27 protein-coding genes and 1 tRNA gene are annotated in these 23,054 nt (G+C 58.7%); 17 read left to right on the top strand and 11 right to left on the bottom strand.

The features are described from left to right. Nucleotides 1-16: 16 nt before the first annotated feature. The 3 genes from B30_RS08670 to B30_RS08660 all read right to left on the bottom strand — a co-directional run bounded on the left by B30_RS08670 (nucleotide 17) and on the right by B30_RS08660 (nucleotide 1,471). On the bottom strand, nucleotides 17-520 hold the full coding sequence (locus B30_RS08670; RefSeq protein WP_009571670.1) for a hypothetical protein: 504 nt from the start codon (nucleotides 518-520) through the stop codon (nucleotides 17-19). Nucleotides 521-914: 394 nt separating this feature from the next. Then, nucleotides 915-989: transfer RNA gene (locus tag B30_RS08665), tRNA-Val, on the bottom strand. Between the two features lie 74 nt (nucleotides 990-1,063). Beyond that, nucleotides 1,064-1,471, bottom strand: coding sequence for an HU family DNA-binding protein (locus tag B30_RS08660; RefSeq protein WP_198430600.1), 408 nt, complete (start codon nucleotides 1,469-1,471; stop codon nucleotides 1,064-1,066). Between B30_RS08660 and B30_RS22150 the strand changes: the two genes are divergently transcribed. Then, on the top strand, nucleotides 1,401-1,580 hold the full coding sequence (locus B30_RS22150; RefSeq protein WP_152003284.1) for a hypothetical protein: 180 nt from the start codon (nucleotides 1,401-1,403) through the stop codon (nucleotides 1,578-1,580). The genes B30_RS08660 and B30_RS22150 overlap by 71 nt on opposite strands. Nucleotides 1,581-1,801: 221 nt before the next feature. On the opposite strand, the gene lon is transcribed toward B30_RS22150, so the two are convergent. The 3 genes from lon to B30_RS08645 form a co-directional block, all read right to left on the bottom strand. Beyond that, nucleotides 1,802-4,207 carry an endopeptidase La gene (gene lon, locus B30_RS08655; RefSeq protein WP_009571667.1) on the bottom strand — a complete coding sequence of 802 codons (2,406 nt, stop codon included), beginning with the start codon at nucleotides 4,205-4,207 and terminating at the stop codon, nucleotides 1,802-1,804. Nucleotides 4,208-4,517: 310 nt separating this feature from the next. After that, a complete protein-coding gene (tgt, locus tag B30_RS08650; RefSeq protein ID WP_009571666.1) occupies nucleotides 4,518-5,663 on the bottom strand; it encodes a tRNA guanosine(34) transglycosylase Tgt in 1,146 nt (381 codons plus the stop codon). A 145-nt stretch (nucleotides 5,664-5,808) separates the two neighbouring features. Then, the gene (locus B30_RS08645; RefSeq protein ID WP_226946370.1) at nucleotides 5,809-7,152 is read right to left on the bottom strand and encodes a uracil-xanthine permease family protein; all 1,344 of its coding nucleotides are present in this window, start codon (nucleotides 7,150-7,152) and stop codon (nucleotides 5,809-5,811) included. Between the two features lie 254 nt (nucleotides 7,153-7,406). Between B30_RS08645 and B30_RS08640 the strand changes: the two genes are divergently transcribed. From B30_RS08640 to B30_RS08620, 5 genes are all read left to right on the top strand, one after another. Then, nucleotides 7,407-7,808 carry a hypothetical protein gene (locus B30_RS08640; protein WP_157789803.1) on the top strand — a complete coding sequence of 134 codons (402 nt, stop codon included), beginning with the start codon at nucleotides 7,407-7,409 and terminating at the stop codon, nucleotides 7,806-7,808. A 74-nt stretch (nucleotides 7,809-7,882) separates the two neighbouring features. Beyond that, on the top strand, nucleotides 7,883-8,428 hold the full coding sequence (locus B30_RS08635) for a YcnI family copper-binding membrane protein (protein WP_009571663.1): 546 nt from the start codon (nucleotides 7,883-7,885) through the stop codon (nucleotides 8,426-8,428). A gap of 225 nt (nucleotides 8,429-8,653) precedes the next feature. Continuing rightward, nucleotides 8,654-10,048: a 30S ribosomal protein S6--L-glutamate ligase gene (rimK, locus tag B30_RS08630; RefSeq protein WP_009571662.1), complete on the top strand. Its 1,395-nt coding sequence runs from the start codon at nucleotides 8,654-8,656 to the stop codon at nucleotides 10,046-10,048. A gap of 138 nt (nucleotides 10,049-10,186) precedes the next feature. Next, entirely contained in the window at nucleotides 10,187-11,704 is a 1,518-nt protein-coding gene (locus tag B30_RS08625) for a pyruvate kinase (protein ID WP_009571661.1), read from the top strand. Between the two features lie 65 nt (nucleotides 11,705-11,769). Further along, nucleotides 11,770-12,132 carry an SUF system Fe-S cluster assembly protein gene (locus tag B30_RS08620; protein WP_009571660.1) on the top strand — a complete coding sequence of 121 codons (363 nt, stop codon included), beginning with the start codon at nucleotides 11,770-11,772 and terminating at the stop codon, nucleotides 12,130-12,132. A gap of 64 nt (nucleotides 12,133-12,196) precedes the next feature. Here the strand turns inward: B30_RS08620 and B30_RS08615 are convergent, their stop codons facing one another. After that, nucleotides 12,197-12,373 (bottom strand): hypothetical protein, encoded by a 177-nt coding sequence (locus B30_RS08615; protein WP_157789802.1) that lies wholly within the window; start codon nucleotides 12,371-12,373, stop codon nucleotides 12,197-12,199. A gap of 97 nt (nucleotides 12,374-12,470) precedes the next feature. Between B30_RS08615 and B30_RS08610 the strand changes: the two genes are divergently transcribed. The 6 genes from B30_RS08610 (at nucleotide 12,471) to B30_RS08585 (ending at nucleotide 15,905) form a co-directional block, all read left to right on the top strand. Next, complete coding sequence (locus B30_RS08610; RefSeq protein ID WP_009571659.1) at nucleotides 12,471-13,325, top strand: LysR family transcriptional regulator; 855 nt, start codon at nucleotides 12,471-12,473, stop codon at nucleotides 13,323-13,325. 112 nt (nucleotides 13,326-13,437) lie between these two features. Then, the gene (locus B30_RS08605) at nucleotides 13,438-14,112 is read left to right on the top strand and encodes a hypothetical protein (protein WP_009571658.1); all 675 of its coding nucleotides are present in this window, start codon (nucleotides 13,438-13,440) and stop codon (nucleotides 14,110-14,112) included. Beyond that, nucleotides 14,105-14,821 (top strand): DUF3307 domain-containing protein, encoded by a 717-nt coding sequence (locus B30_RS08600; RefSeq protein WP_009571657.1) that lies wholly within the window; start codon nucleotides 14,105-14,107, stop codon nucleotides 14,819-14,821. The genes B30_RS08605 and B30_RS08600 overlap by 8 nt, the downstream gene beginning before the upstream one ends. Before the next feature lie 24 nt (nucleotides 14,822-14,845). After that, a complete protein-coding gene (locus B30_RS08595) occupies nucleotides 14,846-15,211 on the top strand; it encodes a HesB/IscA family protein (protein WP_009571656.1) in 366 nt (121 codons plus the stop codon). Next, nucleotides 15,211-15,597 (top strand): TfoX/Sxy family protein, encoded by a 387-nt coding sequence (locus B30_RS08590; RefSeq protein WP_009571655.1) that lies wholly within the window; start codon nucleotides 15,211-15,213, stop codon nucleotides 15,595-15,597. The genes B30_RS08595 and B30_RS08590 overlap by 1 nt, the downstream gene beginning before the upstream one ends. After that, on the top strand, nucleotides 15,594-15,905 hold the full coding sequence (locus B30_RS08585) for a TfoX/Sxy family protein (RefSeq protein WP_009571654.1): 312 nt from the start codon (nucleotides 15,594-15,596) through the stop codon (nucleotides 15,903-15,905). Before B30_RS08590 ends, B30_RS08585 begins: the two co-directional genes overlap by 4 nt. A 29-nt stretch (nucleotides 15,906-15,934) precedes the next feature. On the opposite strand, the gene rpiB is transcribed toward B30_RS08585, so the two are convergent. After that, entirely contained in the window at nucleotides 15,935-16,384 is a 450-nt protein-coding gene (gene rpiB, locus B30_RS08580; RefSeq protein WP_009571653.1) for a ribose 5-phosphate isomerase B, read from the bottom strand. Nucleotides 16,385-16,659: 275 nt separating this feature from the next. Between rpiB and tpiA the strand changes: the two genes are divergently transcribed. After that, complete coding sequence (gene tpiA, locus B30_RS08575) at nucleotides 16,660-17,406, top strand: triose-phosphate isomerase (protein ID WP_009571652.1); 747 nt, start codon at nucleotides 16,660-16,662, stop codon at nucleotides 17,404-17,406. Nucleotides 17,407-17,451: 45 nt separating this feature from the next. On the opposite strand, the gene B30_RS08570 is transcribed toward tpiA, so the two are convergent. Both B30_RS08570 and dksA read right to left on the bottom strand, forming a co-directional pair. Then, entirely contained in the window at nucleotides 17,452-18,627 is a 1,176-nt protein-coding gene (locus tag B30_RS08570) for an FAD-dependent oxidoreductase (protein ID WP_009571651.1), read from the bottom strand. Between the two features lie 193 nt (nucleotides 18,628-18,820). Further along, complete coding sequence (gene dksA, locus B30_RS08565; protein ID WP_009571650.1) at nucleotides 18,821-19,243, bottom strand: RNA polymerase-binding protein DksA; 423 nt, start codon at nucleotides 19,241-19,243, stop codon at nucleotides 18,821-18,823. A gap of 196 nt (nucleotides 19,244-19,439) precedes the next feature. On the opposite strand from dksA, the gene B30_RS08560 reads away from it, so the two are divergent. Then, a complete protein-coding gene (locus B30_RS08560) occupies nucleotides 19,440-20,285 on the top strand; it encodes an AAA family ATPase (protein ID WP_009571649.1) in 846 nt (281 codons plus the stop codon). An 11-nt stretch (nucleotides 20,286-20,296) separates the two neighbouring features. Here the strand turns inward: B30_RS08560 and B30_RS08555 are convergent, their stop codons facing one another. Further along, nucleotides 20,297-20,587, bottom strand: coding sequence for a DUF2934 domain-containing protein (locus B30_RS08555; protein ID WP_009571648.1), 291 nt, complete (start codon nucleotides 20,585-20,587; stop codon nucleotides 20,297-20,299). 240 nt (nucleotides 20,588-20,827) lie between these two features. On the opposite strand from B30_RS08555, the gene B30_RS08550 reads away from it, so the two are divergent. From B30_RS08550 to B30_RS08540, 3 genes are all read left to right on the top strand, one after another. Continuing rightward, nucleotides 20,828-21,271 (top strand): GNAT family N-acetyltransferase, encoded by a 444-nt coding sequence (locus B30_RS08550; protein ID WP_009571647.1) that lies wholly within the window; start codon nucleotides 20,828-20,830, stop codon nucleotides 21,269-21,271. A gap of 141 nt (nucleotides 21,272-21,412) precedes the next feature. Continuing rightward, on the top strand, nucleotides 21,413-22,807 hold the full coding sequence (locus B30_RS08545) for a DUF2927 domain-containing protein (RefSeq protein WP_009571646.1): 1,395 nt from the start codon (nucleotides 21,413-21,415) through the stop codon (nucleotides 22,805-22,807). 80 nt (nucleotides 22,808-22,887) lie between these two features. Next, a complete protein-coding gene (locus B30_RS08540; RefSeq protein ID WP_009571645.1) occupies nucleotides 22,888-23,052 on the top strand; it encodes a hypothetical protein in 165 nt (54 codons plus the stop codon). Nucleotides 23,053-23,054: the final 2 nt, after the last annotated feature.

Here is a 23,054-nt window from a genome sequence, read left to right as displayed (position 1 = left end):
GCCCGTGAAGTGTCCACTACGCTGTTCGACTTTTATTTCTTTTGGAAATTCGCTCCCAGACATATTCCGACAAGAGTGACGAACAAAAACCGCCCCACACAAGGGGATCACCAACAAAAATCGAAGTCCTGACCCAAACCAAAACATCAAAATCAGCGTCGATAAGGTCCAAGGAAACAAACATACCTATCCACAAACTGTAAGTGCCCAAACGAACAAGGGCTCTTCGCCTTACATTCAGTTTGCGAGATAACAAAATCGTAATGATGGATATGATGCCGTAGAAAGCGAGTAAGTATGCCAGGAGCACCAAAGCACTGAGGGATATGTAATAGTGCCAAACTCCATCGCCCGGGGGAATGTCGCTTGCAAATGGATCCGAGATATTAAAGCCAAAGATAAAAATGATTGCAATGAACGGCGCCAAAAAGATATCGACCAAAGCTAAAGTCAATAATCGCAGTAAAAACCGCCATAGTCCTCTCAACGACATCTTCGCTTTTTTACTTTGCTCTTTCATTTGGTCACTGCCTCAGATTGCCTTTTCTGGCGTCTCGCGCGGCTCTCGGGTGGCTTGTCGTTCAGCTCTTCTCTTCCGCTCCGCGGCCGCAACATCTTGTCCACTTCAAGTGCGGCCTTTCTTGTCTCAGCGTCCGAGAGATCAGCCTATCCAGTTCAGCCAACCTCGCAATCCTCACGACACATATTCGTCATGATGCCCGCGTTCGCCAACGCCTCTTTGATCGCGTTTTCAGGATCAAAAGCTGTGCTGCGGCGCATGTGAGGTTCCATGCATATGCTATTACCTGCTCTTGCAGTAAAGCGCACATACATTTTGAAAGGTTTTCACCATACAATTGAAGTTGGCGTGAGAAAAAGTTTATTTAAAAACAAAATGTGGAAAATGTGGAAAATGGTGGGTGATAAGAGATTTGAACTCCTGACATCTTCGATGTGAACGAAGCGCTCTACCACTGAGCTAATCACCCGCCGTGGCGCGGTGTTTAGCGCCACGGGTCCTTTGATGCAAGGGGCGAAATGCAGATTTTTAAAGCGCGAGGCTTTAGCTTTCTGCGGCTTCGGTTTCTGTTGCCTCGGCGTCTGACACATCGCCCTCTTCGGCGCCCGCCATCATGGCTTTCGGGCGGCGCAGCTTGGCGATGACGATATGTGCGCCCGAGCCCTCGCGTTGGCGGTTGACCGAAACCTTGCCGAGCGGCGGCAGGTTCAATTCGTCGCCGCGCTGGAGCGCATCGCCCAACTCTGCCAACACCGCTTCGAGCACTTTTTTGGCGTCAGAGCGTTTCACACCAGAGGCTTCAGCCACTTTGGCGATCATTTCTTTCTTTTTCATCGTGGTCACTACACTTGCTTCAGGCGCATCAACCGGGGCGGCATCTGTGCTGCTGGGGACGGTTTTAAGCGGCTCTGGATTGGAAATTGTTGTCACAGGGGACTCCGATTTTGGCATGGTTGCCGCTTTGGTGCTGCGACGGGGGGATGTGGATTTTGATGTGGTCTTCCTGACAGCGGTCGCAGTCTTGCGGTTGCTGGTCGAGGATTTTCGGGTTGCCATTTGAACCTCTTTGTTTCGCTCACGGAAACCCTAACGCCACAGCCCCCCTTGGCGCAAATGGGAAATGAACGAATGGTTTATCTCATGGGGTACAGCGCGGTCATCTGGCATGATTGCTCAAAACTCTGGCAATCTCGGGGTAAACCACAGAGGCTTGGTGGCATATCAGCCACAAAAAACCGGCCCTCAGGCCGGTTTTTCATTATGATTGTTTCCGAGACGAAATCAATGCGCGGTTGCGCCCTGCCCTTCACCGGTTGAGGTGATTTTGGCCAAACGCGCCGCCTCATCGGCCTCTGCGTCCCATTCCACCGGCTCAGGCTGGCGCACAAGCGCGTATTTGAGCACTTCAGAGACATGGGTGACCGGGATGATTTCCAGCCCCTCTTTGACGTTGTCCGGGATGTCGGCCAGATCTTTGACGTTCTCCTCAGGGATGAGAACGGTTTTGATCCCGCCGCGCAACGCCGCCAAGAGTTTCTCTTTCAGCCCGCCGATCGCCGTTGCATTGCCGCGCAGACTGACTTCGCCGGTCATGGCGATGTCTTTGCGCACCGGGATTTGCGTCAGCACCGACACAATGGTCGTGACCATGGCCAGACCGGCAGACGGTCCGTCTTTTGGCGTCGCCCCATCGGGCACGTGGACGTGGATGTCCATCGTGTCAAACAGCGGCGGCTTGACCCCAAGAGAGGGCGCGATGGAGCGGACATAGGAGCTGGCCGCGTCGATGCTTTCTTTCATCACATCGCCGAGCTTACCCGTGGTTTTCATCCGCCCCTTGCCGGGCAGTTTGAGCGCCTCGATCTGCAACAGATCACCGCCGACGGAGGTATAGGCCAGCCCGGTGACAACACCGATCTGATCTTCTTTCTCCGCCAAGCCGTAGCGCACTTTGCGCACGCCCAGGAACTCCTCAAGCGTCTCGGAGGTGACATGCACCGCCTCGACCTCTTTACGCACGATTTTGGTCACCGCTTTGCGGGCAATCTTGGCCAATTCGCGCTCAAGGCTGCGCACCCCCGCCTCGCGGGTGTAATAACGGATCACATCCATGATCGCGCCATCCGTGACAGAAAATTCCTTGGCTTTGAGGCCGTGGTTTTTGATCTGTTTCGGGATCAAATGCTGTTTGGCGATCTCAGCCTTTTCGTCCTCGGTATACCCCGAAAGCGGGATGATCTCCATCCGGTCCATCAGCGGCCCCGGCATGTTGTAGCTGTTCGATGTGGTCAGGAACATCACGTTGGAGAGGTCATATTCGACCTCCATATAGTGATCCACAAAGGTGGAGTTCTGTTCCGGGTCCAGCACTTCGAGCATGGCGCTTGCGGGATCGCCACGGAAATCCTGACCCATCTTGTCGATCTCATCGAGCAAAATGAGCGGATTGGTGGTTTTGGCCTTTTTCAACGCCTGGATGATCTTACCCGGCATGGAGCCGATGTAGGTCCGGCGGTGACCGCGGATCTCGGACTCATCGCGCACACCGCCCAAAGAGATGCGAATAAATTCGCGCCCCGTGGCCTTGGCAACCGATTTCCCAAGCGAGGTTTTGCCCACGCCCGGAGGCCCCACAAGGCACATGATCGGGCCTTTGAGTTTCTGGCTGCGCTGTTGCACGGCGAGATATTCGACGATGCGCTCTTTGACTTTTTCCAAACCATAGTGATCCTGATCGAGGATGTCCTCGGCCCGGCTCAGGTCCTTTTTGACCCGCGATTTCACGCCCCATGGGATTGAAAGCATCCAATCCAGATAGTTGCGCACCACGGTGGCTTCTGCCGACATCGGGCTCATGTTTTTGAGCTTTTTGATCTCGGCATCGACCTTGTCCTTGGCCTCTTTCGACAGCTTGGTCTCGGCGACTTTCGCCTCCAATTCCGCAATCTCATTGGCCCCGTCTTCGCCGTCGCCCAATTCCTTCTGAATGGCCTTCATTTGCTCATTCAGGTAATATTCGCGCTGGGTGCGCTCCATTTGGGATTTGACGCGGGTCTTGATCTTTTTCTCGACCTGCAACACCGACATTTCGCCCTGCATCAGGCCGTACACCGCCTCAAGACGGTCATCAATGGCCAGCGTTTCCAAAAGCTTTTGCTTCTGGTCCACTTCCACCCCCAGATGCCCGGCCACCAGATCGGCCAGTTTCGCGGGTTCGCGGGTCTCGGACACGGCGGCCAGCGCCTCCTCCGGGATGTTCTTTTTCACCTTGGCGTAATGTTCAAACTCTTCGCGCACCGAGCGCAACAACGCGGTGATCGCGGCGGGATCGCCTTCGCTCTCTTCAAGCGGGATGACCTGAGCTTCGAAATAGCTGTCATTTTGGGTGAATTCGGTCAGCCGGACGCGGCTTTCGCCCTCGACCAAAACCTTGACCGTACCATCGGGCAGTTTCAAAAGCTGCAACACATTGGCCAAGACACCGACGCGGAAAATGCCATCAATATCCGGGTCATCGACCGACGGGTCCATTTGGGCGGCAAGCAGAATCTGCTTGTCCTGGTTCATCACCTCTTCCAGCGCCTTGACCGATTTCTCACGGCCAACAAACAGCGGCACAACCATATGCGGAAAAACCACGATGTCGCGCAGCGGAAGAACGGGGTAGGATTGGAGTTGCTCGTGCATGTTCATTCCTTTTATTGGCAAAAGAGCCAAGCCCCGGCTTTGCAGCAGCTTTGCGCTCTTTCCTGTCTTAGTGATTACATCTGGGGTGGCCGCCCGCAGATTTCAAGCAAGACAGGTTGCATGTTGCATAGCAGTCTGCCTTTCAACGGGCGGCCCTGCAAGAGTGGATTTGCGTTGAAGTCTGCGTCACGGCGCCTGACACGGCCCGGCTTGATCAACTTCATGTCCAAAGCCATTAGAAAATAAAAGAAAGGTCTGTTTGCCCTATCTTTCACCTTATTCGCAGGTCGCGCAGATGTTTTCGCATATCTTACAGCGGATCAATGTCACCCATCGCGCGTTTGGCGTGAAACTCCGCTTCCCAAGCCGCAAATGTTCCGCCCGCAATCGCGTCGCGCATGTCTTGCATGATTTCCTGAAAATAATGCAGGTTGTGCCAAGTCAAAAGCATCCCGGAAATCATCTCCTGCGCGCGAAAGACGTGGTGCAAATAGGCACGCGAATAGTGGGAACAGGCCGGGCAGGAGCAGTGTTCGTCCAGGGGCCGCGGATCATCGGCGTGGCGCGCGTTCTTGATGTTCACCTGCCCACGCCGGGTCCATGCCTGACCCGTGCGGCCAGAGCGCGACGGCAGCACGCAATCCATCATGTCGATGCCGCGTTTGACCGCGCCCACGATGTCGTCGGGCTTGCCAACCCCCATCAAATAGCGTGGCTTATCGGTGGGCAACATGTCGGGGGCAAAATCGAGGCAACCGAACATCGCCTCCTGCCCCTCGCCCACGGCCAGACCGCCCAGCGCATAGCCATCAAAGCCTATTTTCTTGAGCGCCTCGGCGCTTTCTTCGCGAAAATCACGCTCAAGCCCGCCCTGTTGAATGCCAAACAGCGCATGGCCCGGACGGTCGCCAAAGGCCTCACGAGACCGTTCCGCCCAGCGCATCGACAGCCGCATGGAGGACGCGATCCGGTCGCGATCGGCGGGCAGCGCCGGGCATTCGTCGAAACACATCACAATGTCGGAGCCCAAGAGTTTTTGGATTTCCATCGAACGTTCCGGCGTCAACTCATGTTTGGAGCCATCAATATGCGAGCGAAAGGTCACGCCCTTTTCGGTCAGCTTGCGCAGATCGGAGAGACTCATCACCTGAAACCCACCAGAGTCGGTCAAAATAGGCCGCTCCCAGTTCATGAATTTGTGCAAGCCCCCCAAACGCGCGATGCGTTCGGCGGTGGGACGCAGCATCAAATGATAGGTGTTGCCCAACAGGATGTCGGCCCCGGTGGCGCGCACGCTTTCGGGCATCATCGCCTTGACGGTCGCCGCCGTGCCCACGGGCATGAACGCAGGCGTGCGAATGTCGCCACGCGGGGTGGAGATCACCCCGGTGCGGGCGCGCCCATCGGTGGCGTTGAGGGAAAATGAGAATCGCGGGGTTTGAGCATCTTGGGTCATAGGGGGGATTTACCCGCAAAGGCGCGTCAGGGCCAGAGGCTCGCTTTGCGCGTCGCAGAAGCCTCTCTCCCGACATGTGGCGCGTGAAAAAACCGCCCCCACCCACACACGGGCGGGGGGACGGGTTCACTTCGATCCGCGGAGGTTACTCCGCCGCTTCAACCGTGGCTTTGGCATCCTCAGGAATGGCCAGAGACAAGATGATCGCGGACATCCCCGCCAGCGTGATCGGCGCGGCAAAGACCTGTTTGAGGAAACTCGGCAGGTGTTGCGTCGCATCGGGCACCAAGGTGACGCCAAGTGCCAAGCCAAAGGACACCGCCATGATATAGACCCGGCGCAGGGTCATCTCGACCGAGGACAGGATGCGAATCCCCGCCACGGCGATGGTCGAGAACAACACCAATGTGGCTCCCCCCAAAACCGGTTTTGGGATGATCAAAAAGAACGTGCCGATGATGGGGAACAGGCCCAACAGGACCAAGACCCCGCTCATATACATCCCGACATGCCGCGAGGCGACGCCGGTCATTTGGATCACACCGTTGTTTTGCGAAAACGTGGTGTTGGGGAAGGTGTTGAACACCGCCGCCAATGCGGAATTGACGCCATCGCCCAACACCCCGCCCTTGATGCGCTTCATGTAAAGCTCGCCTTCCACCGGCTGACCGGAGATCACCGAATTGGCGGTCAAATCGCCCGAGGTCTCAATCGCCGTCACCAGATAGAGAAAGGCAATCGGAACAAACAGGCCGATGTCGAAATCAATGCCGTATTTGAACGGGATCGGCAGGGCAAAGAGTTTGGCCGAACTCAGCGCGCCAAAATTCACCAGACCAAAGAAACTCGCCACGATGGTCCCAACGATGAGGCCAATCATGATGGCCGAAATCCGCAGGGTCGGTTTGCCGATAAAGGTCATCACCAAAATCACCGCCACCACCAGAGTGCCAAGCAACAGATAGAGCGGCTTGCCAAGGTCTTCGCCCGCCCGCGCGCCCCCGGCGAAATCGGTAAAACCCGATTTGATCAGACTCAGCCCGATGACGGTGATCACAACCCCGGTCACCGTGGGCGTGATGATGCGTTTGAGCTTGTCCAGAAACTGCGACAGGATGATTTCCACTAAAGAGCCGACAAGACACAGGCCAAAGATCATCGCCAAAATGTCATCCGGCGTGCCGCCTTGGCTTTTGACCGCAAAGCCCGCGGCCAACACCGCGCCCAGAAAGGCAAAGGACGTGCCCTGCAAAGACAAAAGCCCCGATCCCACCGGGCCGATGCGTTTACATTGGATGAACGTGGCCACGCCCGAGACAAAAAACGCCATCGCAATCAAGTAGGGCACTTGTTCGCCCAATCCCAAAGCGCCGCCGATGATCAGGGACGGCGTGGCGATGCCAACGATGGAGGCCAAGACATGTTGCACCGCGGCCAAAGCGGCCTTTGACGGAGGCGGCACGTCCTCTAACCCGTAGACTAGCGGCATGAAACTCTCTTTGCTCATAATGGTGGTCCCCTTTTCGGTCGTTTTTCAACTTTTGGTTTTCCCTGCCGCAAATCTGCGCCCCCACCGCCTGTAACAAAAGCGTCACCTGTGCCTGGCGCGACCTGCCTCGCCTGCGTTTTTCTCTCGCTTAAGAAAACGGCAGTTTTCGCGCGCGCCAACTCGGAATGTTCATTTCTTCAGCCACATGGGGCCTGTTGACCGGATCACGCCCGAGCGTTAAACGGGTCGAACCATTGAGCCATGTTCCCGCCATGATGATCCGTGCCATCGCCCATACTAGGACCTTAAGGTCGCTGATCACGCTGATCGCGGCGCTGGCTTTTGCGGTCCTGTCGGGGCTGCATGGCGCGCGTCCGGTTGGCCTTGCCCCCGCTCCGGCGACCAACGCCGCCCAGTTTGCCGAACTTGGGTTTTCCGCCAGCGACATCTGTGGCTATGGCGGCTCGGGCTCGGGGTCTGACAGCCGCTGCCCGAACTGTGTGATCTCCACTTCGGCGGTGGTGCCAGACACCCAAGGCCTCTGCGCCCCCAGCGGCAGCCCCCACAGATCCCCCCGAATTTTTGCCCAAGACGCCCTCGCGATCCCACAGCTTTTACGGGTCAAAACGGCGCGCGCGCCGCCCGTCCTCGCCTAACAGCCGATCAAACGCCATCGACCCGCCCCGCAGGCGGTGCCGATGGGGCTGTTATGTGAATTTAGGATACAACAATGACCCAATTTTCTTTTCTGAAACCGGCTTTGGCCGGATGTCTGATCTCTGTCGCCCCTCTGGCTGCCATGGCCCATGCGAGCCTCGAAACCCAAACCGCTGCCTTGGGCACGACCTACAAAGGCGTGATGCGCATCACCCATGGCTGCGACGGGCAAAGCACCCAACGTGTGCGCATTGACATCCCCGAAGGTGTTGTGAACGTCAAACCAATGCCCAAACCCGGCTGGACCGTGACCACAGAACGTGGGGCCTATGCCCATAGCTATACCGTTCATGGCAGTCCGGTCACCGAAGGCGTGCAGGCAATTGAATGGTCAGGTGGCACGTTGCCCGACGATTTTTTTGACGAATTCATCTTTCGTGGCACGTTGGATGCCAGCCTTGGGGAGGGGGTGATCTATTTCCCCACCACGCAATATTGCGCCGATGGCGAAAATGCCTGGGTCGACATCCCCGCCTCTGCCGATGCACCACGCCCCGCGTCCCCCGCCCCGGCGCTGGATCTGGTGGCACCCGCCCATGCGGATCATACGGGCCACTGATGCGTCCGGCCTGATAAGGCCGCACTGAACTCAAAAGATGGCGCGCTCCGGCCCAATCGGGGCGCGCATTTCTCTCTTTACACCGGTCCCCAGCGTCGCTGTCACAAAACTCACAAACCCTCTTGTCATACACACAGAAGGATGACATTGGGCGCGTGTAACATGGCACACGGGCATTGAACGTGACCGCGACGGGACCTCTCCAGTAAATGAAAGACGACAATGATGGATAAAGCTCCTTTCGCTTTGGGCTGGGAAGAATGGGCTGCACTGCCGGATCTCGGCTTGCCTGCGCTCAAGGCCAAGGTCGACACGGGCGCGCGCACCTCGGCGCTGCATGCCTTTGACATCGAACCCTTTGGCAAAGCCGATGCGCCGAAAGTGCGCTTTAACATCCACCCCATCCCGGCGCGCGAGGACATCGTGATCTCTTGTTCCGCCGATGTGGTGGATCGCCGCGAAGTCACCTCGTCCAATGGCGAAACCGAGCTGCGCTATGTCATCTCATCCGAAATCCAGATGGGTGATCGCCGCTGGCCGATTGAAATCACCCTGACCAACCGCACCAATATGGCTTACCGGATGCTGTTGGGCCGTCAGGCGATTTCTGAAGATATGATCGTTCAACCGACCGAGAGCTTTTGCCAACCGGTTTTGGACGACAGCGCCTATTTCACCACCGCGATCCGCGACACCTTGCCGTCGCGCGCGCTGCGCATTGCGGTCCTGTCACGCGAACCCGACAATTACTCGACCCAGCGCCTGGTCGATGAGGGCGAAAGACGCGGCCATGTGGTTGAGGTCATCGACACCGCGCGCTGTTACATGGTGATCAATGCCATGGCACCGGAGATTTATTACGATGGTGAACGCCTGCCGCGCTATGACGCGGTGATTCCACGCATCGGCGCCTCTATCACCTCTTATGGCACCGCCGTGATCCGGCAATTCGAAACCATCGGTACGTTTTGCGTCAATGGCTCCGAAGGCATATCCAAATCGCGCGACAAACTTCAGGCCCATCAGGTCCTCTCACGCCACCAGATCGGGATGCCGACCACCGCTTTCGCCTCCTCGCCCAAAGACACCGACAATCTGATCGCCTTGGCGGGCCAAGCGCCGCTCATTGTCAAACTGTTGGAAAGCACCCAAGGCCGCGGCGTGGTCCTGGCCGAAACCAAAAAGGCGGCACAATCGGTGATTTCCGCCTTTCGCGGCCTCAAAGCCAACTTTTTGGTCCAGCATTTCGTCAAAGAGGCGGCGGGCGAAGACATCCGCTGTGTCGTCATCGACGGCAAAGTCGTGGCCTCGATCAAACGCTCGTCTTCGGGCGGCGATTTCCGTTCCAACCTGCATTTGGGCGGCACCGCCTCGACCGTGCGCATCAGCAAAGCCGAACGCGACGTCGCCTTGAAATCCGCCAAGGCCTTTGGCCTTCGTATGGCGGGCGTCGATCTGTTGCGCGCCGAAGATGGGCCGAAAGTGTTGGAGGTCAATTCCTCGCCGGGCTTTGAAGGCGCGGAGACCACCACCGGCAAAAACTTGGCTGGAGTGCTTTATGACATGATCGAAAAACGGGTCCGCCCCACGCCCGCCCGCAAAAGCCGCAGCAAAGCCTGATCTCAGCTCGCCACACCGCCCCTGCCTCGGCACTCAGGCGGTGTTTCTTTTCCAAAACAGGCCATTCTTTGATCTCTGCCATAGCGCCGTTACCAAGACCGGCGAACACTGGCCGCAACTGTCACAGATAGGTGCCCCATGTCCGCCGCTTCTTCCATCTCGCCCCCCTCCTGCCCGCTCGCGCCCAATCCGGCCGATCTTTTGACGCGGTTCCGCGCCCTGCGCGATCACATCGCCACAGAGACAGACACGATCTGGAGCGATTGGGCCGATCTCGATATGCGCGAAGCCTTTCGCCCCTCGGCGCAAAACCTCGCGACCTATCTGGCCTTCCGCCACACCGATCTGTCCGCCGTGCAGCCGGATTTGGCCGCTTTGGGCCTGTCGACCCTGGGCCGCTGCGAACCGCATGTGCGCGCCTCTCTTGATGCGGTCGAGGCCGCGCTCAGTGGCCTGACCGGCGTGCCCGCCGCCTTTCCCGATCCCTCACGCCTGACCCGTGGCCCCGCCCGGCTCGCCGCGCGCCGCGACACCGCCTTTGGCACCGGGGCCTCCGGTGCGCCGCGTTCGCGCATCTTGGTGACGGTCCCGACCGAGGCCGCCTCTGATCCCAGTCTGACCCGTAACATGGTCCGGGCGGGGGCGGACGCGATGCGGATCAATTGCGCCCACGACGGCCCCGAAGTCTGGGACGCGATGATCACCAACATCCGCGCCGCGGGCGTTGAGATCGGGCGTTATGTCCCGATCCTGATGGATTTGGCCGGGCCGAAACTGCGCACCAGCGCTGTCGCCGGTCCCAACAAAGCGCGGGTGTGTGTCGGTGATCGGCTTGATATTCTGCGCGAACCTCCGAAAGCCAAAGCCAAACACGCCGCCCTCTCGCTGAGCCACCCAGACCTGATCGACCGGCTGACCCCCGGCATGGCCGTGTTCATTGATGACGGAAAGATCGGCGCGGAAGTGGTTGAAATCACGTCAAAAGGCGCGAAATTGAAAGTCACCCGCGCCGGGCCTGAAGGCGTCAAACTCAAAGCCGAGAAAGGCTTTAACCTGCCGGCGGTTGAGATCGACATCCCGGCTCTCACGGAAGATGACCGCAGGGCGCTTGATTTTGTCGTCGGGCGCGCCGATCTGATCGGCTATTCCTTTGTGCAGACGCCCGAAGACATCCGACTTTTGATCGCCGAAGTCGATAAACGCCTGCCCGAAGGTGGCCACCGCCCCGGTGTCGTGTTGAAAATCGAGACCAGCCAAGCCATTCGCAACCTGCCCCGTTTGATCGTGCAATCGGGTGCCTTGTGTGAGACCGCCGTGATGATCGCGCGCGGCGATTTGGCGGTGGAGATCGGGTTGGAGCGCATGTCGGAGATGCAGGAGGAAATCCTCTGGCTCTGTGAAGCGGCGCATACGCCCGTGGTCTGGGCCACGCAGGTGCTTGAGGGCCTGATGAAAGAAGGCCTCGCCACCCGTGCTGAAACCACTGACGCCGCCATGGCCCAACGCGCCGATTGTGTGATGCTCAACAAGGGACCGTATGTCTGTGACACCATCCGGTTTTTGTCGCGGGTTTTGGGTCGGATGGATCGGCATATGTCGAAAAAATCCGCCCGCCTTGGACCGCTGCGCTCTTGGCGTGGAAATATTTCGGTGTAACACCCCCTCTGGACGCCCGCCCGCCTATTCCCTATATGTTCACTCGGATATAGGAGAACGCGCAGATGAGCGAAGAGGCAAATCCCGTCGAGGGCACACCGCTGATCAAACCGTCGAGCACGGATCACCCGCTGCATAATGCTGTGGTTGAGGCCTGTCGCACGGTCTATGACCCGGAAATTCCGGTCAACATTTATGACCTTGGTCTCGTCTATACGATTGATATCAATGATGAAAATGAAGTTCTCATCTTGATGACCCTGACCGCGCCGGGCTGTCCGGTTGCTGGCGAAATGCCGGGTTGGTTGGCCGATGCGATCGAACCTTTGGCCGGGGTGAAGCATGTCGATGTCGAACTGACATGGAACCCGCCATGGGGCATGGAAATGATGTCCGACGAGGCGCGTCTTGAGCTTGGCTTCATGTAAACACCGGGATTTGACCCAGATTTGAGACCCAAAATGGCCTGTGCGCTGCGGCGGCAGGCCATTTTTATGGCAGATCCTTTGGGGTGCGTCGTTTGGTCCCCGGCCAAAGCCAGAACCGCCACCGCCGGTCCCGCGCCCGCAGCAGCCGAAGCTCCGCCTCACGCAGCGCTTTCTCGGTCTGATAGCCCGTTGGGGCCTGCGTGCCGACACGCGGCAGATTGATCGGAAAGACCGGCCACATGGGCATCTCCACAGTTGCAATTTTAAAAGATTGAAGCGACTGTAACGACGGAGACATATCCAAAACACCCAACATATTGGCAATTCAGGTTTCAAAAATGAAAGACGCCCTTGGTCGCGGCATGCCAAAATTGGATGATTATTACCTGTTTCTCGCCGTGGCGGATGCGGGCGGACTGTCGGGGGCAGAAAAGGCCACTGGCACCTCCCAGCCCACGCTGTCCCGCCGCATGGGGGAACTGGAACGCACTCTTGGCAAGCGCTTGTTCGAACGTGGCCCCCGCGGCTACACATTGACGTCAGAGGGCCGCGCGTTGTTGCAAGAGGCCGAAGCGCTGCGCGAAGCCGCCACGCGTCTGTGCCGCTTTCAACTCAGAGACACAGCGCCCGAAGTCCGCATCACCGCAGGCGGTTGGACCACGCGCCATGTCGCCCGTCACCTGTCCAAAATATGGACGCCGGACTGTGCGTGGCGTCCGGCCCTGATGGCCTCAAACTCCAACGTCGACATTGCCCGACGCGAAGCCGACATCGGCATCCGCAACCGCCGTCCAGATCAAAGCTGGCTCGCCGGGCGCAAACTTTCACCGATCACCTATGCCGAATATGCGGCCGGGCCAGAGGTGGCGGGCTATGTCACCCTGCACCACGACATGCCAACCACGCCGTCGGAACGTTGGCTGCGCAGCACGCTCCCCAACGAGATCATCGCCACCGCCTCAGACGCCCGCTCCGCCGCCGACATGGCGGTTGCAGGCATCGGTCGCGCGATCTTGCCAACCTTCGCCGGGCGCGATGTCGCGGGCCTCATGCAGGTCTCACCAGAGATCGCCGCGCTGACCCATGACGAATGGCTGGTCTGCCACCATGACGCCCGCCATGACCCTCCCGTGCGCGCCGCCTTGGACGGTTTGGCGGAGCTGTTGACGGCCCCGGAACGGTTTGCCGCGTAGAGCAACCTGTTTTGGGTGCATAACACAAAACGCACCCCATATAGGGTGCAAATATAACAACGCACCCTAAAATGGTTGCATATCATAAAACGCACCCTATATTGGGTGCATCATGACCCAAAACACCCGTAAAATCGCCGTTTTGACCGGCGACCTCGTCAATTCCACCGGGCTTGGCCCCGCAAAAATCGAACGCGCCTTCGCCGCTCTCGAAGACTGCGCCGCAACGCAGGCCGAGTGGATGGGCGAAAGCCTGCACTTCACCCGCCACCGCGGCGATGGCTGGCAAGTCGCACTGGCCGAGCCGAAATACGCGTTGCGGTCCGCTTTGGCGTTTCGGGCGGCTTTGCGGGCGCAGGGAGAGGAATTTGACAGTTATATTGGGATTGCAGAGGGTGAGGTTGAGGGTGAGATTGGACCGGATTTGAATGAGGAAACGGCAAAAGCATTTTCTGTATCTGGAGAAAAACTAGAGCATGTAAAATCGGGGGAAGCCTTGGCAGACATAAAACTGTCTTCAACCGGAATACGAATGCTTTACGACCGAGCCACCCCACAGGATGCTCTCGCAATTGCTCTCGACGGATACGCTTCGGAATGGACGCAAGTACAGGCCGCAACCATTCAAGAAATTCTGTCTCCTGATTACGATCTAAACTTTTCAAAGACAGCGATAAAACTTGGAAAGTCACGCCAAACAGTTACGAAAACAATTCGCGCATCCCAATACGTGAGAATATCTCTCGCATTGGCGAGCATGGAAACTTGGATTGACAACAATGCCTGAAACCCTCGCCGCACTTTTCCTCGCCCATGTCCTTGCCGACTACGTGTTTCAGTCCTCCGCCATGGTCGACACCAAATCCAAACCCGAAACGCTGTTTCTGCATTTTCTCATCGTCTTGCTCACCGCCATGGCGACCACTGGCCAAGTGGCCTCCCCGGCAATTTACGCTCTTGCGTTGGTCCACGTCACCATTGATGCGATCAAGGTCACAGCCTTTTCCGACAAATTCCTGCCACATCTCAGCGACCAAGCGCTGCACCTGCTCACCCTTGCGATCTTCGCCAAAGCCACACCAGACATCTACGCCACCGGTGCCTATGGCGATCTCTCCTGGTTGCCCAAACTCATGCTTTATGCCGCCGGATTGATTTATGTCACCCGCGCGGGCGGGTTTGCTGTGGGCAAATTGATGGCGGGGTTTGGTGCCAATCCGATTGAGGAGAGCCTTGATAAGGGCGGGTTTTGGATTGGGCTGTTGGAACGCGGGCTGATTTTTCTGTTGTTGATCGGCAATATGGCGGGCGGCATCGGGTTTTTGGTCGCGGCGAAATCGGTGTTGCGCTTTGAGGCGACGCAAGACGGAAAAAAGGCGGAATGGGTGATCATCGGCACATTGGCCTCGTTCGGCTGGGCCCTTGCGGTGACGCTGGCGGTGATGTTCGTGGGCGCACAGCTACCAGACCTTGGAATCGCGGGCCAAACACCCTAGATTAGGCTCAAAGGAGACCTTCTCATGTTCGGCATTCCCGGAAAACAAGCTGTCACCCTCACGCCAGCCGCAACCAAGCAAATCGCGCGGTTGATGGAGAAAGATGGCTCCAAAGGCCTGCGCATCGGCATCAAAAAGGGCGGCTGCGCCGGGATGGAATACACCATGGACTATGTGTGCGAGGTGGATGCGATGGACGAGGTCGTTGAACAGGACGGCGCGCGGGTGATGATCGCACCCATGGCGCAGATGTTCCTGTTTGGCACCGAGATTGATTACGAGGTCTCGCTTTTGGAATCCGGTTTCAAATTCCGCAACCCGAACGTGGTGGACGCCTGTGGCTGTGGCGAGTCGATCAAGTTTGACGAAAGCCTGACGCAGGGCACCTGATGGCCGCTACCCCCGACGAGATAGAACATGCGCGCGACCTTTTCGCAGCGCTGTCGCCGATCACAACGGGACGGATGTTTGGCGGCACTGCGCTTTATGTCGATGGGGATGTGATGTTTGCCTGTCTCTTGGGCGGAACGATCTGGATGAAATCCGACACCAGCACAGAGGCGGCGTTTACTGAGGCTGGCGCGCGCCCGTTTTCATATCAAAAATCCGGCGGCACCACGGTGGTGCCCTCCCTCATGTCCCTGCCCGACAGTGCTCTGGACGATCCAGAAGAGGCCATGCACTGGGCGCGATTGTCCTATCCCCCCGCCCTGAAAGCCGCCGAAGACAAACGCCGTCAAAAGGCCCGCAAAGCCGCGAAAAAGGCCGCATCATGAGCGTGTCCGACGAAGACATCGCCTTTGTCCACGAGTTGTTTGAGGCCGTCGGTCCGATCAGTCATCGCAAAATGATGGGCGGGCTGTCGATCTATTCGGACGGTCAGATTTTCGCGATCCTCTCCTCCGAGGGCCGGATTTACCTCAAGGCCAAGGACGCGTTCGCCGAAGCCCTCGCAGTCGAGGGTGCGGAGAAATTCGAGATGGGGGACGGGCGTGGGATGAATTACTGGACCCTGCCCGAAGCCGCACTTGATGATCCAGAGCTTGCGGGCGGTTGGGCACGGCGGGCCTTGGACGCGCTTTAACGCGCCCAGCCCTTTTCCCTACCTGTGCCTTACTGTTCCAAAGCGTCGATCATATCGACCCGCGTGCCGTGACGACCGCCCTCAAATTCAGCCGTCAAAAAGGCCTCAACGACACTGAGCGCCAGACCCTCCCCAATCACACGCGCGCCAAGCGACAGCATGTTGGCGTTGTTGTGCTGGCGGATCATGCGAGCGGAAAACTCATCGGTACAGACGCCACAGCGGATGCCTTTGACCTTGTTGGCCGCCATCATGATGCCCTGCCCCGTGCCGCAGACAATAATGCCAAACCGACAGTCGCCGGAGGCCACATGCCGCGCGGCAGCTTCACCATGGAGCGGATAATGCGTGCTTTCGGGGGTCGTCGGGCCAATATCGACCACCTCCCAGCCAAGAGAAGCGACATGCGTGGCAATCGCTTGGCGCAACTCAATGGCGGCGTGATCACTGGAAAGAACGATGCGGGTGTTGGCGGTCATGGCAATGTGGTCCCGTTGTTTCAAAGCCGGTGTGCGGCGTGTCTCTGCTGCCGCTTGTGGCGTCAATTTCACCGCAATTCAAGTCCGCGTGGCCGCCTCTTTGCCACCAAAGGCTCAGCCCAAATGTCGCAGATCCCCGCCATCGCCCCAAAGCGCAGCTCTCGACGGCACATTTACCCAGATTTGCGCCACATCAGAGACGTTAGCGCCCACAGTCGCTTGACTAGCCCCAAGAGGCTGCAATGATGCGGCCAACATGGAGAAGGAGAGCACGCATGGGACGCAAACTGGCCGCAGGCAATTGGAAAATGAACGGGCTCAACGCCAGCCTCAAAGAAGCGCAGGCGCTGGCCGAGATGTTCCCGGCTCCGAAAGTCGACATTCTGTTGTGCCCGCCCGCGACCTTGGTGGCAAGCATGGCCGCCGCGCTGGCTCACACCAAAATCGACGTTGGCGGGCAGGATTGCCATATGAAAACCTCCGGCGCGCATACGGGCGACATTTCGGCGGAAATGCTGGCCGATGCGGGCGCGGATTACGTCATTTTGGGCCACTCCGAGCGGCGCGCCGATCATGGCGAAACCGACGCTGTGGTCTGTGAAAAAACCATGGCGGCGGTGATGGCAGGGCTCAAACCCGTGGTCTGCGTTGGCGAAACCTTGGCACAGCGCGAGGCGGGCGAGACATTGGAGATCATTCGCCACCAACTCTCGGCATCGCTTCCCGACGCGGTGGACCTGTCGAAACTCGTGGTCGCCTATGAGCCGGTTTGGGCCATCGGCACCGGCAAAATCCCGACACTTGAACAGATCGCAGAGGTCCATGACGACATCCGTGCCACGTTGACCGCGCGCTATGGCGACACGGCCAACGATGTACCGTTGCTCTATGGCGGCTCGGTCAAACCGGGCAATGCCGCCGAAATTTTCGCCACCTCCAATGTCGATGGCGCGCTGGTCGGTGGCGCCTCGCTGAAAGCGGCGGATTTTGCCGGCATCATCACGGCGCTCGAAGCAGCCTGACATAGAAAACGCCGCGCTTTTCCAAAAGCGCGGCGTCCCCCGCCTTTAGAGCGCGGTCACATCATGGTCATAGAGCCAGGCAAATCGTTCGACCGCCTGGCGCGGTGCAATCTGACCGGCAAAGCGCAAAGCGGCATGACCGACAAAGCGTTTTGCCCCGCTCAAATGATAGTTTTTCGCATTGGCATTGGCCGCCTCGATCACCCGAACCACCCGCGCGCGGCGCAGTGATTGATAGGCCGGAAGCGCTTGATCTAACGGCAGTTTTGCCAAACAATCGGCCAAGACCCAAGCATCCTCCAAAGCCATATTCGCGCCCTGCGCCAAAAATGGCAGGGTCGGATGGGCCGCATCCCCCAAAAGCGCTGTGCGATCTGAATGCCAACGCAACGCCACCGGATGCCGGAACAGCCCCCAGCGCGCAACCTCTGTGACCCGCCCCAAAAGCCCCTTCACCCCGGGGCAGAAATTGGCAAAATGGCTCAACATCTCCGCCGGATCACCGGGGTGGTTCCAGCCTTCTTCACGCCACTCCGGGCGCTCTTCGACCGCGACGATGTTGATCAAACTGCCGCCCCGTAACGGGTAGCTGACCACATGCCGCCCCGCCGCCATATGGACCATCGCCAAAGGCGCCTCGCCGCCCGTCGCCGCAACCGTGGCGCGCCATGCGGTTTGGCCGGTGAAAAACGGCTTGGCCGGACCATTGAGTATCGGGCGCAGCACGGAGTTGACCCCATCCGCCCCGAGCACCACGTCATGACGCGCCTCTTGTTTTCCCGACTCTGCCCCCGCGGCAAACACAAGGCTCACCCCATCCGCATCGCCATGAATGGCCTGAACGCTGTGCGACAGGCGGATGTCGACCGCCAGATCACGCGCGCCCTGTTCGAGCAACCCGATCAAGTCGGCGCGGTGCATCAGCAAGAAGTCGTCATTCGGACGGGCTGTTTTGACATCCAGGTGCAAGACCTCGCGCCCCGTATAGCCATCCATCAACCGCACCCCCTCTGAGCGCATCGACACGGCTCCCGCATCCAGCCCCAAAGCGGTCAAAACCCGCGCGCCATTGGGGGTGATTTGCAACCCGGCGCCGACTTCGGTGATCTCGGGGGCGCGTTCATAAACGGTGACCTTGGCCCCGCGCAGCGCCAAGGCCCGCGCAAGTGCAAGCCCCGCCACACCCGCGCCGAGGACGGCAATATCCTGACCAATCAACATGGAACGTTCCTTATCTCTGGTCCCGCTGTCGCAAAAGAAAACACCGGGAGATGTCCCCCGGTGTTTGCCATATCTGTACACAGTCTGTCACGCGCGCATAATGCCGCGAGAGGACATAGCGAACGACCCAGTTCAGCGATCAATCATCCCCCGATCGCGTGAGCGATCAATCGTCCCCCGATCGCCTAAGCGATCAATCGTCGCGATGTACTTTTTCGCGGCGCTCGTGGCGTTCTTGTGCTTCCAAAGTCATGGTCGCAATCGGACGCGCGTCGAGACGCTTGAGCGAAATCGGCTCGCCCGTCACTTCGCAATAGCCATATTCGCCCTCATCAATCCGGCGCAGCGCCTGTTCGATCTTGAGCACCAGTTTGCGCTGACGGTCCCGTGTGCGCAGCTCAAGCGCGCGGTCGGTCTCCTCAGAGGCCCGGTCGGTGATGTCAGGAATATTACGCGTGCCGTCCTGCAAGCCTTCGATGGTGTGGCGGCTTTCGTCCAAAAGATCGGCTTTCCATGCCAAAAGCTTGCGGCGGAAATATTCGAGCTGACGCTCATTCATGAAAGGTTCACCCTCAGCGGGGCGGTAGTCATCAGGCAGGAAAGCTTCGGCCTTCATCTTTGTCACCTTTGTCGTGTCAGTGAGCGCGCCTATGGCCAATGATGTATTGTCGTCAGCCATCCGGCACCCTCCAATTGCGGCTCGTTTACCGCGTTTGTTCAGGGATGTCACGTCACAATCTCTGTCGCATTGCACCTTTCCCAAGCCTTGTTATGATCCGGCTTACCCCTTGTCAGAGAGCGCACATAAACCGATGAAATTCTCCTCCACCGACAGCTATATTGCCCCCACAGACCTCACCGTCGCCGTGAATGCCGCCATCGCTTTAGAGCGGCCTTTACTGGTCAAAGGCGAACCGGGCACGGGCAAAACCGAACTGGCCCGCCAAATCGCCAACGCCTTGGGGCTTGAGATGATTGAGTGGAACATCAAATCCACCACCCGCGCCCAACAAGGCCTTTATGAATATGATGCGGTGTCGCGGTTACGCGACAGTCAATTGGGCGATCCCCGCGTCGAGGACGTGCGTCATTACATCAAAAAGGGCAAACTCTGGCAGGCGTTTGAGGCCGACAAAAAGGTCGTGTTGTTGATTGACGAGGTTGACAAGGCCGATATCGAATTCCCCAACGACCTGTTGCAAGAGCTCGATAAAATGGCGTTTCACGTCTATGAAACCGGCGAGACCGTCAGCGCGAAACAGCGCCCGGTGGTGATCATCACCTCAAACAACGAAAAGGAACTGCCCGACGCGTTTTTGCGCCGCTGTTTTTTCCATTACATCCGATTCCCCGACATGGACACGATGCGCGCCATCGTCGGCGTGCATTTCCCCGGGATCAAAGAGCGGCTTTTGAGCACCGCCCTGAGCCAGTTTTACGACATCCGCGACACGCCAGGCCTAAAGAAAAAGCCCTCGACCTCCGAGGTTCTGGATTGGCTGAAACTGTTGCTGGCCGAGGACCTGTCGCCCGAAGATTTGGCGCGTGACGGCAAGGATGCGCTACCGAAATTGCACGGCGCGCTTTTGAAGAATGAACAAGACGTGGCGCTGTTTGAACGCCTGGCCTTTATGGCGCGCGGCGGCGGGCGGCGTTAACCGCCGTTGCCTCACTCCGCCTTGGCTGCGGCTTTGGGCGCGCGGGGCTTTTTGGGCTTGGCGGGGACGGCGGGTTTCGCCGCGGCCTCTGCCTTGGTTGCGGCTGCCGCTTTGGCGGCGCGCGGTTTCGCTGCCGCCTTTTTGCGTGGCGCTTTGGGCTTTGGCGTCTCCGCCACTTGCGTCAGTTCCGCCTGTGCCGCAAGCCAATGCTCTTGATCCCGACCCTCGGGTTGCCCGTCTTTGAGCCAAAGGAAATAGGCCGCATCGCGGATGTGATCGTCGGTTTGGGTCTGTTGTGTCATGTGTCAATCTGATGGGTTGTGAGGGGTGATGCCAGTGTAACACTGGGACTAAGCACCCGTGGTTAAGATTTCGTGACAGAACCCGCAGGCTACACCACCTTAAGGCGAAAACCGCCGCGCAAATGCACCGAAGCCAGACAGGGCGCATGGTTTTCAGGCAGTTCAAAAACGCACACACGGGCTTGCCTCGGGTCGCACAAAAGATCACAGCTTGCAGCAAGACCCCACAAGGAGTGCTCCATGTCCCTGATCATTCGCCCGTTGACCGATGCCGACCGCGCCCCTTGGGCAACGCTTTGGCGCGAGTACCTGACCTTTTATGACACCACGCTGCCGCAAGAAATTTATGACGCCACATTCGCGCGTCTGATCGACCCGCACGCCGTGGAACGTGGCGCTTTGGTGGCGCAGAAGGACGGTCAACTCATTGGGCTGGTTCATTATATTTTCCACGCCCACAATTGGCGGATTGAAGATGTGTGTTACCTCCAAGACCTGTTTGTCTCTGAAGCGGTGCGCGGCACCGGGGCCGGGCGGGCGCTGATCGAGGGCGTTTATGCGCTGGCCGATGCCCATGGCACGCCCAATGTCTATTGGATGACGCAAGAGTTCAACGCCACAGCGCGCCAGCTCTATGACCGCATCGCCACCCTCACGCCTTTTATCAAATATACGCGCAGCTAGAGGCCCGGGCGCGGGCTTTGATTTGCTTTTGGCGTGCAGTGCCGTAAATTCTCCTCAAATTGGAGACGCGCGCGCCACAGTTGCTTGGTTTGATCCCTGATACTCAGCTCATAATGCGTAAAGACATAAGGTTTGGCACATATGAAAACCGATCCCCGCACGGCGCCGACAAAGCCCCGTGTCTTTCGCCCCGCTTTTGGCCTCCTAAGCCTGTCGCTTTTGGCTGCCTGCGCCACGACCCTGCCGCAACACCCGCACTTGACGCGCGCCCCCGCAATGATGCTGGACCTGCCACCGATGAAAGTGTTTTCCGGTACAGTGCCGCGCCAAACCACCCGCTCCAATGCCTCTCTGGCGCGCGACTTCCTTGATCTCAGCTTTGCCCTGGAAAACGGCACGCCGCTCGCACAAATGACCCGGTTTGAAGGCCCGATCACCCTGCGCGTCACCGGCGCACACCCACCGATCTCGCTTGGCCCCGATCTGGCCGCGCTTTTGCGCCGCTTGGACCAGGAGGCCGGGATCAAAATCACCCGAGTTTCGGCCCATAGCTCCGCCTCGATCACCATCGAAACCCTCCCCCATGGCGAATTGGCCCGCCGCGCCCCCAACACCGCCTGTATCGTCGCGCCCAATGTCTCGGACTGGGGCGAATTCAAACGCGCGCGGCGGCAAAATCTGAGTTGGACCCAAGTCGACACCCGCACCCGGCTGGCGATTTTCATCCCCGATGATGTCGCGCCGCAAGAAATCCGCGATTGCCTGCACGAAGAATTGGCACAGGCCCTCGGCCCCCTCAACGATCTCTACCGCCTTGCGGATTCGGTCTATAACGACGACAATATCCATTCGGTTTTGACCCCGTTTGACATGTTGATGCTCAAAGTCACCTATGCGCCCGAGTTACAGTCCGGCATGACCCGCGCCGAGGTGGCCGCCCGCCTACCCGCGATTTTGAAACGGCTGCATCCGGCGGGTGAAGCCGTCCAGACCCCCATCCAAAGCCCGACCCCGCGCGCTTGGACCGATCATGTGATCGACGCGATGAGCGCGGGGCCGATCCCGGCGCGCAAAGCCGCCGCCGACTCCGCCGTGGCCATCGCCCGCGCCCAAGGCTGGGATGACACCCGTGCCGGGTTTTCGTGGTTCCTTTTGGGCCGTTTGGCGCTAAGTTCTGATCGTGCCTTGGCCCATAGTGCCTTGACGCAGGCGGCGCATATTTACGGCGCGCATCCCGAAACCCGATTTCATGCTGCCCATGTCGCGATGCAACTCTCGGCGCTGGCCCTCGCCGAAGGTCAAGATCAAGCCGCCTATGAAATCGCCGCCCGCGCCATTCCTGCCGCGACCGAGGCCGAAAACGCCGCGCTCTTGGCCTCGTTGATGTTGACCGAAGCCGAGGCCTTGGATGCCATGGGCCGCAGCGGTGATGCGCGCGCGCTGCGCCTCGACAGTCTGGGCTGGGCACGATATGGCTTTGGCTCAGATGCAATGGTTCGGGCCCGCGCCGCCGAGATTGCCGCCCTCGCGCCATGAAGGCACGCGGTTTGGTCGGTTTTAGCGCTTAGATTTGGCGCACAGCTTGGCGCAAGGGACCCGCACAAGGGAGCAAAAAGATGATCGTGATCCTTCTGGCGCTGATCGGCGGCCTCTTTGGCTGGCGCATGGCCAAAACACGCGGCGGCAACCGCCTTGATAAGCTGCAATATGCTGCGGTGTATTTGATGGTCGGTGCTATGGTCGGCCTGCTGTTGACCGTGATCATCGAGCGGCTGATCTAAGG

Source organism: Celeribacter baekdonensis B30 (assembly GCF_000299875.1).
In the GTDB taxonomy this organism is placed as follows: domain Bacteria; phylum Pseudomonadota; class Alphaproteobacteria; order Rhodobacterales; family Rhodobacteraceae; genus Celeribacter; species Celeribacter baekdonensis_A.
This window is presented reverse-complemented; position numbering and strand designations above follow the sequence as displayed.

Coding starts and splice junctions, on each gene's coding strand:
- B30_RS08605 (WP_009571658.1), top strand. CDS start 13,438: ATGACCCAAAACACCCGTAAAATCGCCGTTTTGACCGGCGACCTCGTC.
- B30_RS08635 (WP_009571663.1), top strand. CDS start 7,883: ATGACCCAATTTTCTTTTCTGAAACCGGCTTTGGCCGGATGTCTGATC.
- B30_RS08595 (WP_009571656.1), top strand. CDS start 14,846: ATGTTCGGCATTCCCGGAAAACAAGCTGTCACCCTCACGCCAGCCGCA.
- B30_RS08645 (WP_226946370.1), bottom strand. CDS start 7,152: ATGCCGCTAGTCTACGGGTTAGAGGACGTGCCGCCTCCGTCAAAGGCC.
- B30_RS08550 (WP_009571647.1), top strand. CDS start 20,828: ATGTCCCTGATCATTCGCCCGTTGACCGATGCCGACCGCGCCCCTTGG.
- rpiB (WP_009571653.1), bottom strand. CDS start 16,384: ATGACCGCCAACACCCGCATCGTTCTTTCCAGTGATCACGCCGCCATT.
- B30_RS08545 (WP_009571646.1), top strand. CDS start 21,413: ATGAAAACCGATCCCCGCACGGCGCCGACAAAGCCCCGTGTCTTTCGC.
- B30_RS08660 (WP_198430600.1), bottom strand. CDS start 1,471: ATGCCAAAATCGGAGTCCCCTGTGACAACAATTTCCAATCCAGAGCCG.
- B30_RS08615 (WP_157789802.1), bottom strand. CDS start 12,373: ATGTGGCCGGTCTTTCCGATCAATCTGCCGCGTGTCGGCACGCAGGCC.
- B30_RS08670 (WP_009571670.1), bottom strand. CDS start 520: ATGAAAGAGCAAAGTAAAAAAGCGAAGATGTCGTTGAGAGGACTATGG.
- dksA (WP_009571650.1), bottom strand. CDS start 19,243: ATGAAGGCCGAAGCTTTCCTGCCTGATGACTACCGCCCCGCTGAGGGT.
- B30_RS08620 (WP_009571660.1), top strand. CDS start 11,770: ATGAGCGAAGAGGCAAATCCCGTCGAGGGCACACCGCTGATCAAACCG.
- B30_RS08540 (WP_009571645.1), top strand. CDS start 22,888: ATGATCGTGATCCTTCTGGCGCTGATCGGCGGCCTCTTTGGCTGGCGC.
- lon (WP_009571667.1), bottom strand. CDS start 4,207: ATGCACGAGCAACTCCAATCCTACCCCGTTCTTCCGCTGCGCGACATC.
- B30_RS08585 (WP_009571654.1), top strand. CDS start 15,594: ATGAGCGTGTCCGACGAAGACATCGCCTTTGTCCACGAGTTGTTTGAG.
- B30_RS08570 (WP_009571651.1), bottom strand. CDS start 18,627: ATGTTGATTGGTCAGGATATTGCCGTCCTCGGCGCGGGTGTGGCGGGG.
- tpiA (WP_009571652.1), top strand. CDS start 16,660: ATGGGACGCAAACTGGCCGCAGGCAATTGGAAAATGAACGGGCTCAAC.
- B30_RS08590 (WP_009571655.1), top strand. CDS start 15,211: ATGGCCGCTACCCCCGACGAGATAGAACATGCGCGCGACCTTTTCGCA.
- B30_RS08555 (WP_009571648.1), bottom strand. CDS start 20,587: ATGACACAACAGACCCAAACCGACGATCACATCCGCGATGCGGCCTAT.
- B30_RS08610 (WP_009571659.1), top strand. CDS start 12,471: ATGAAAGACGCCCTTGGTCGCGGCATGCCAAAATTGGATGATTATTAC.
- tgt (WP_009571666.1), bottom strand. CDS start 5,663: ATGACCCAAGATGCTCAAACCCCGCGATTCTCATTTTCCCTCAACGCC.
- B30_RS08560 (WP_009571649.1), top strand. CDS start 19,440: ATGAAATTCTCCTCCACCGACAGCTATATTGCCCCCACAGACCTCACC.
- rimK (WP_009571662.1), top strand. CDS start 8,654: ATGGATAAAGCTCCTTTCGCTTTGGGCTGGGAAGAATGGGCTGCACTG.
- B30_RS08625 (WP_009571661.1), top strand. CDS start 10,187: ATGTCCGCCGCTTCTTCCATCTCGCCCCCCTCCTGCCCGCTCGCGCCC.
- B30_RS08600 (WP_009571657.1), top strand. CDS start 14,105: ATGCCTGAAACCCTCGCCGCACTTTTCCTCGCCCATGTCCTTGCCGAC.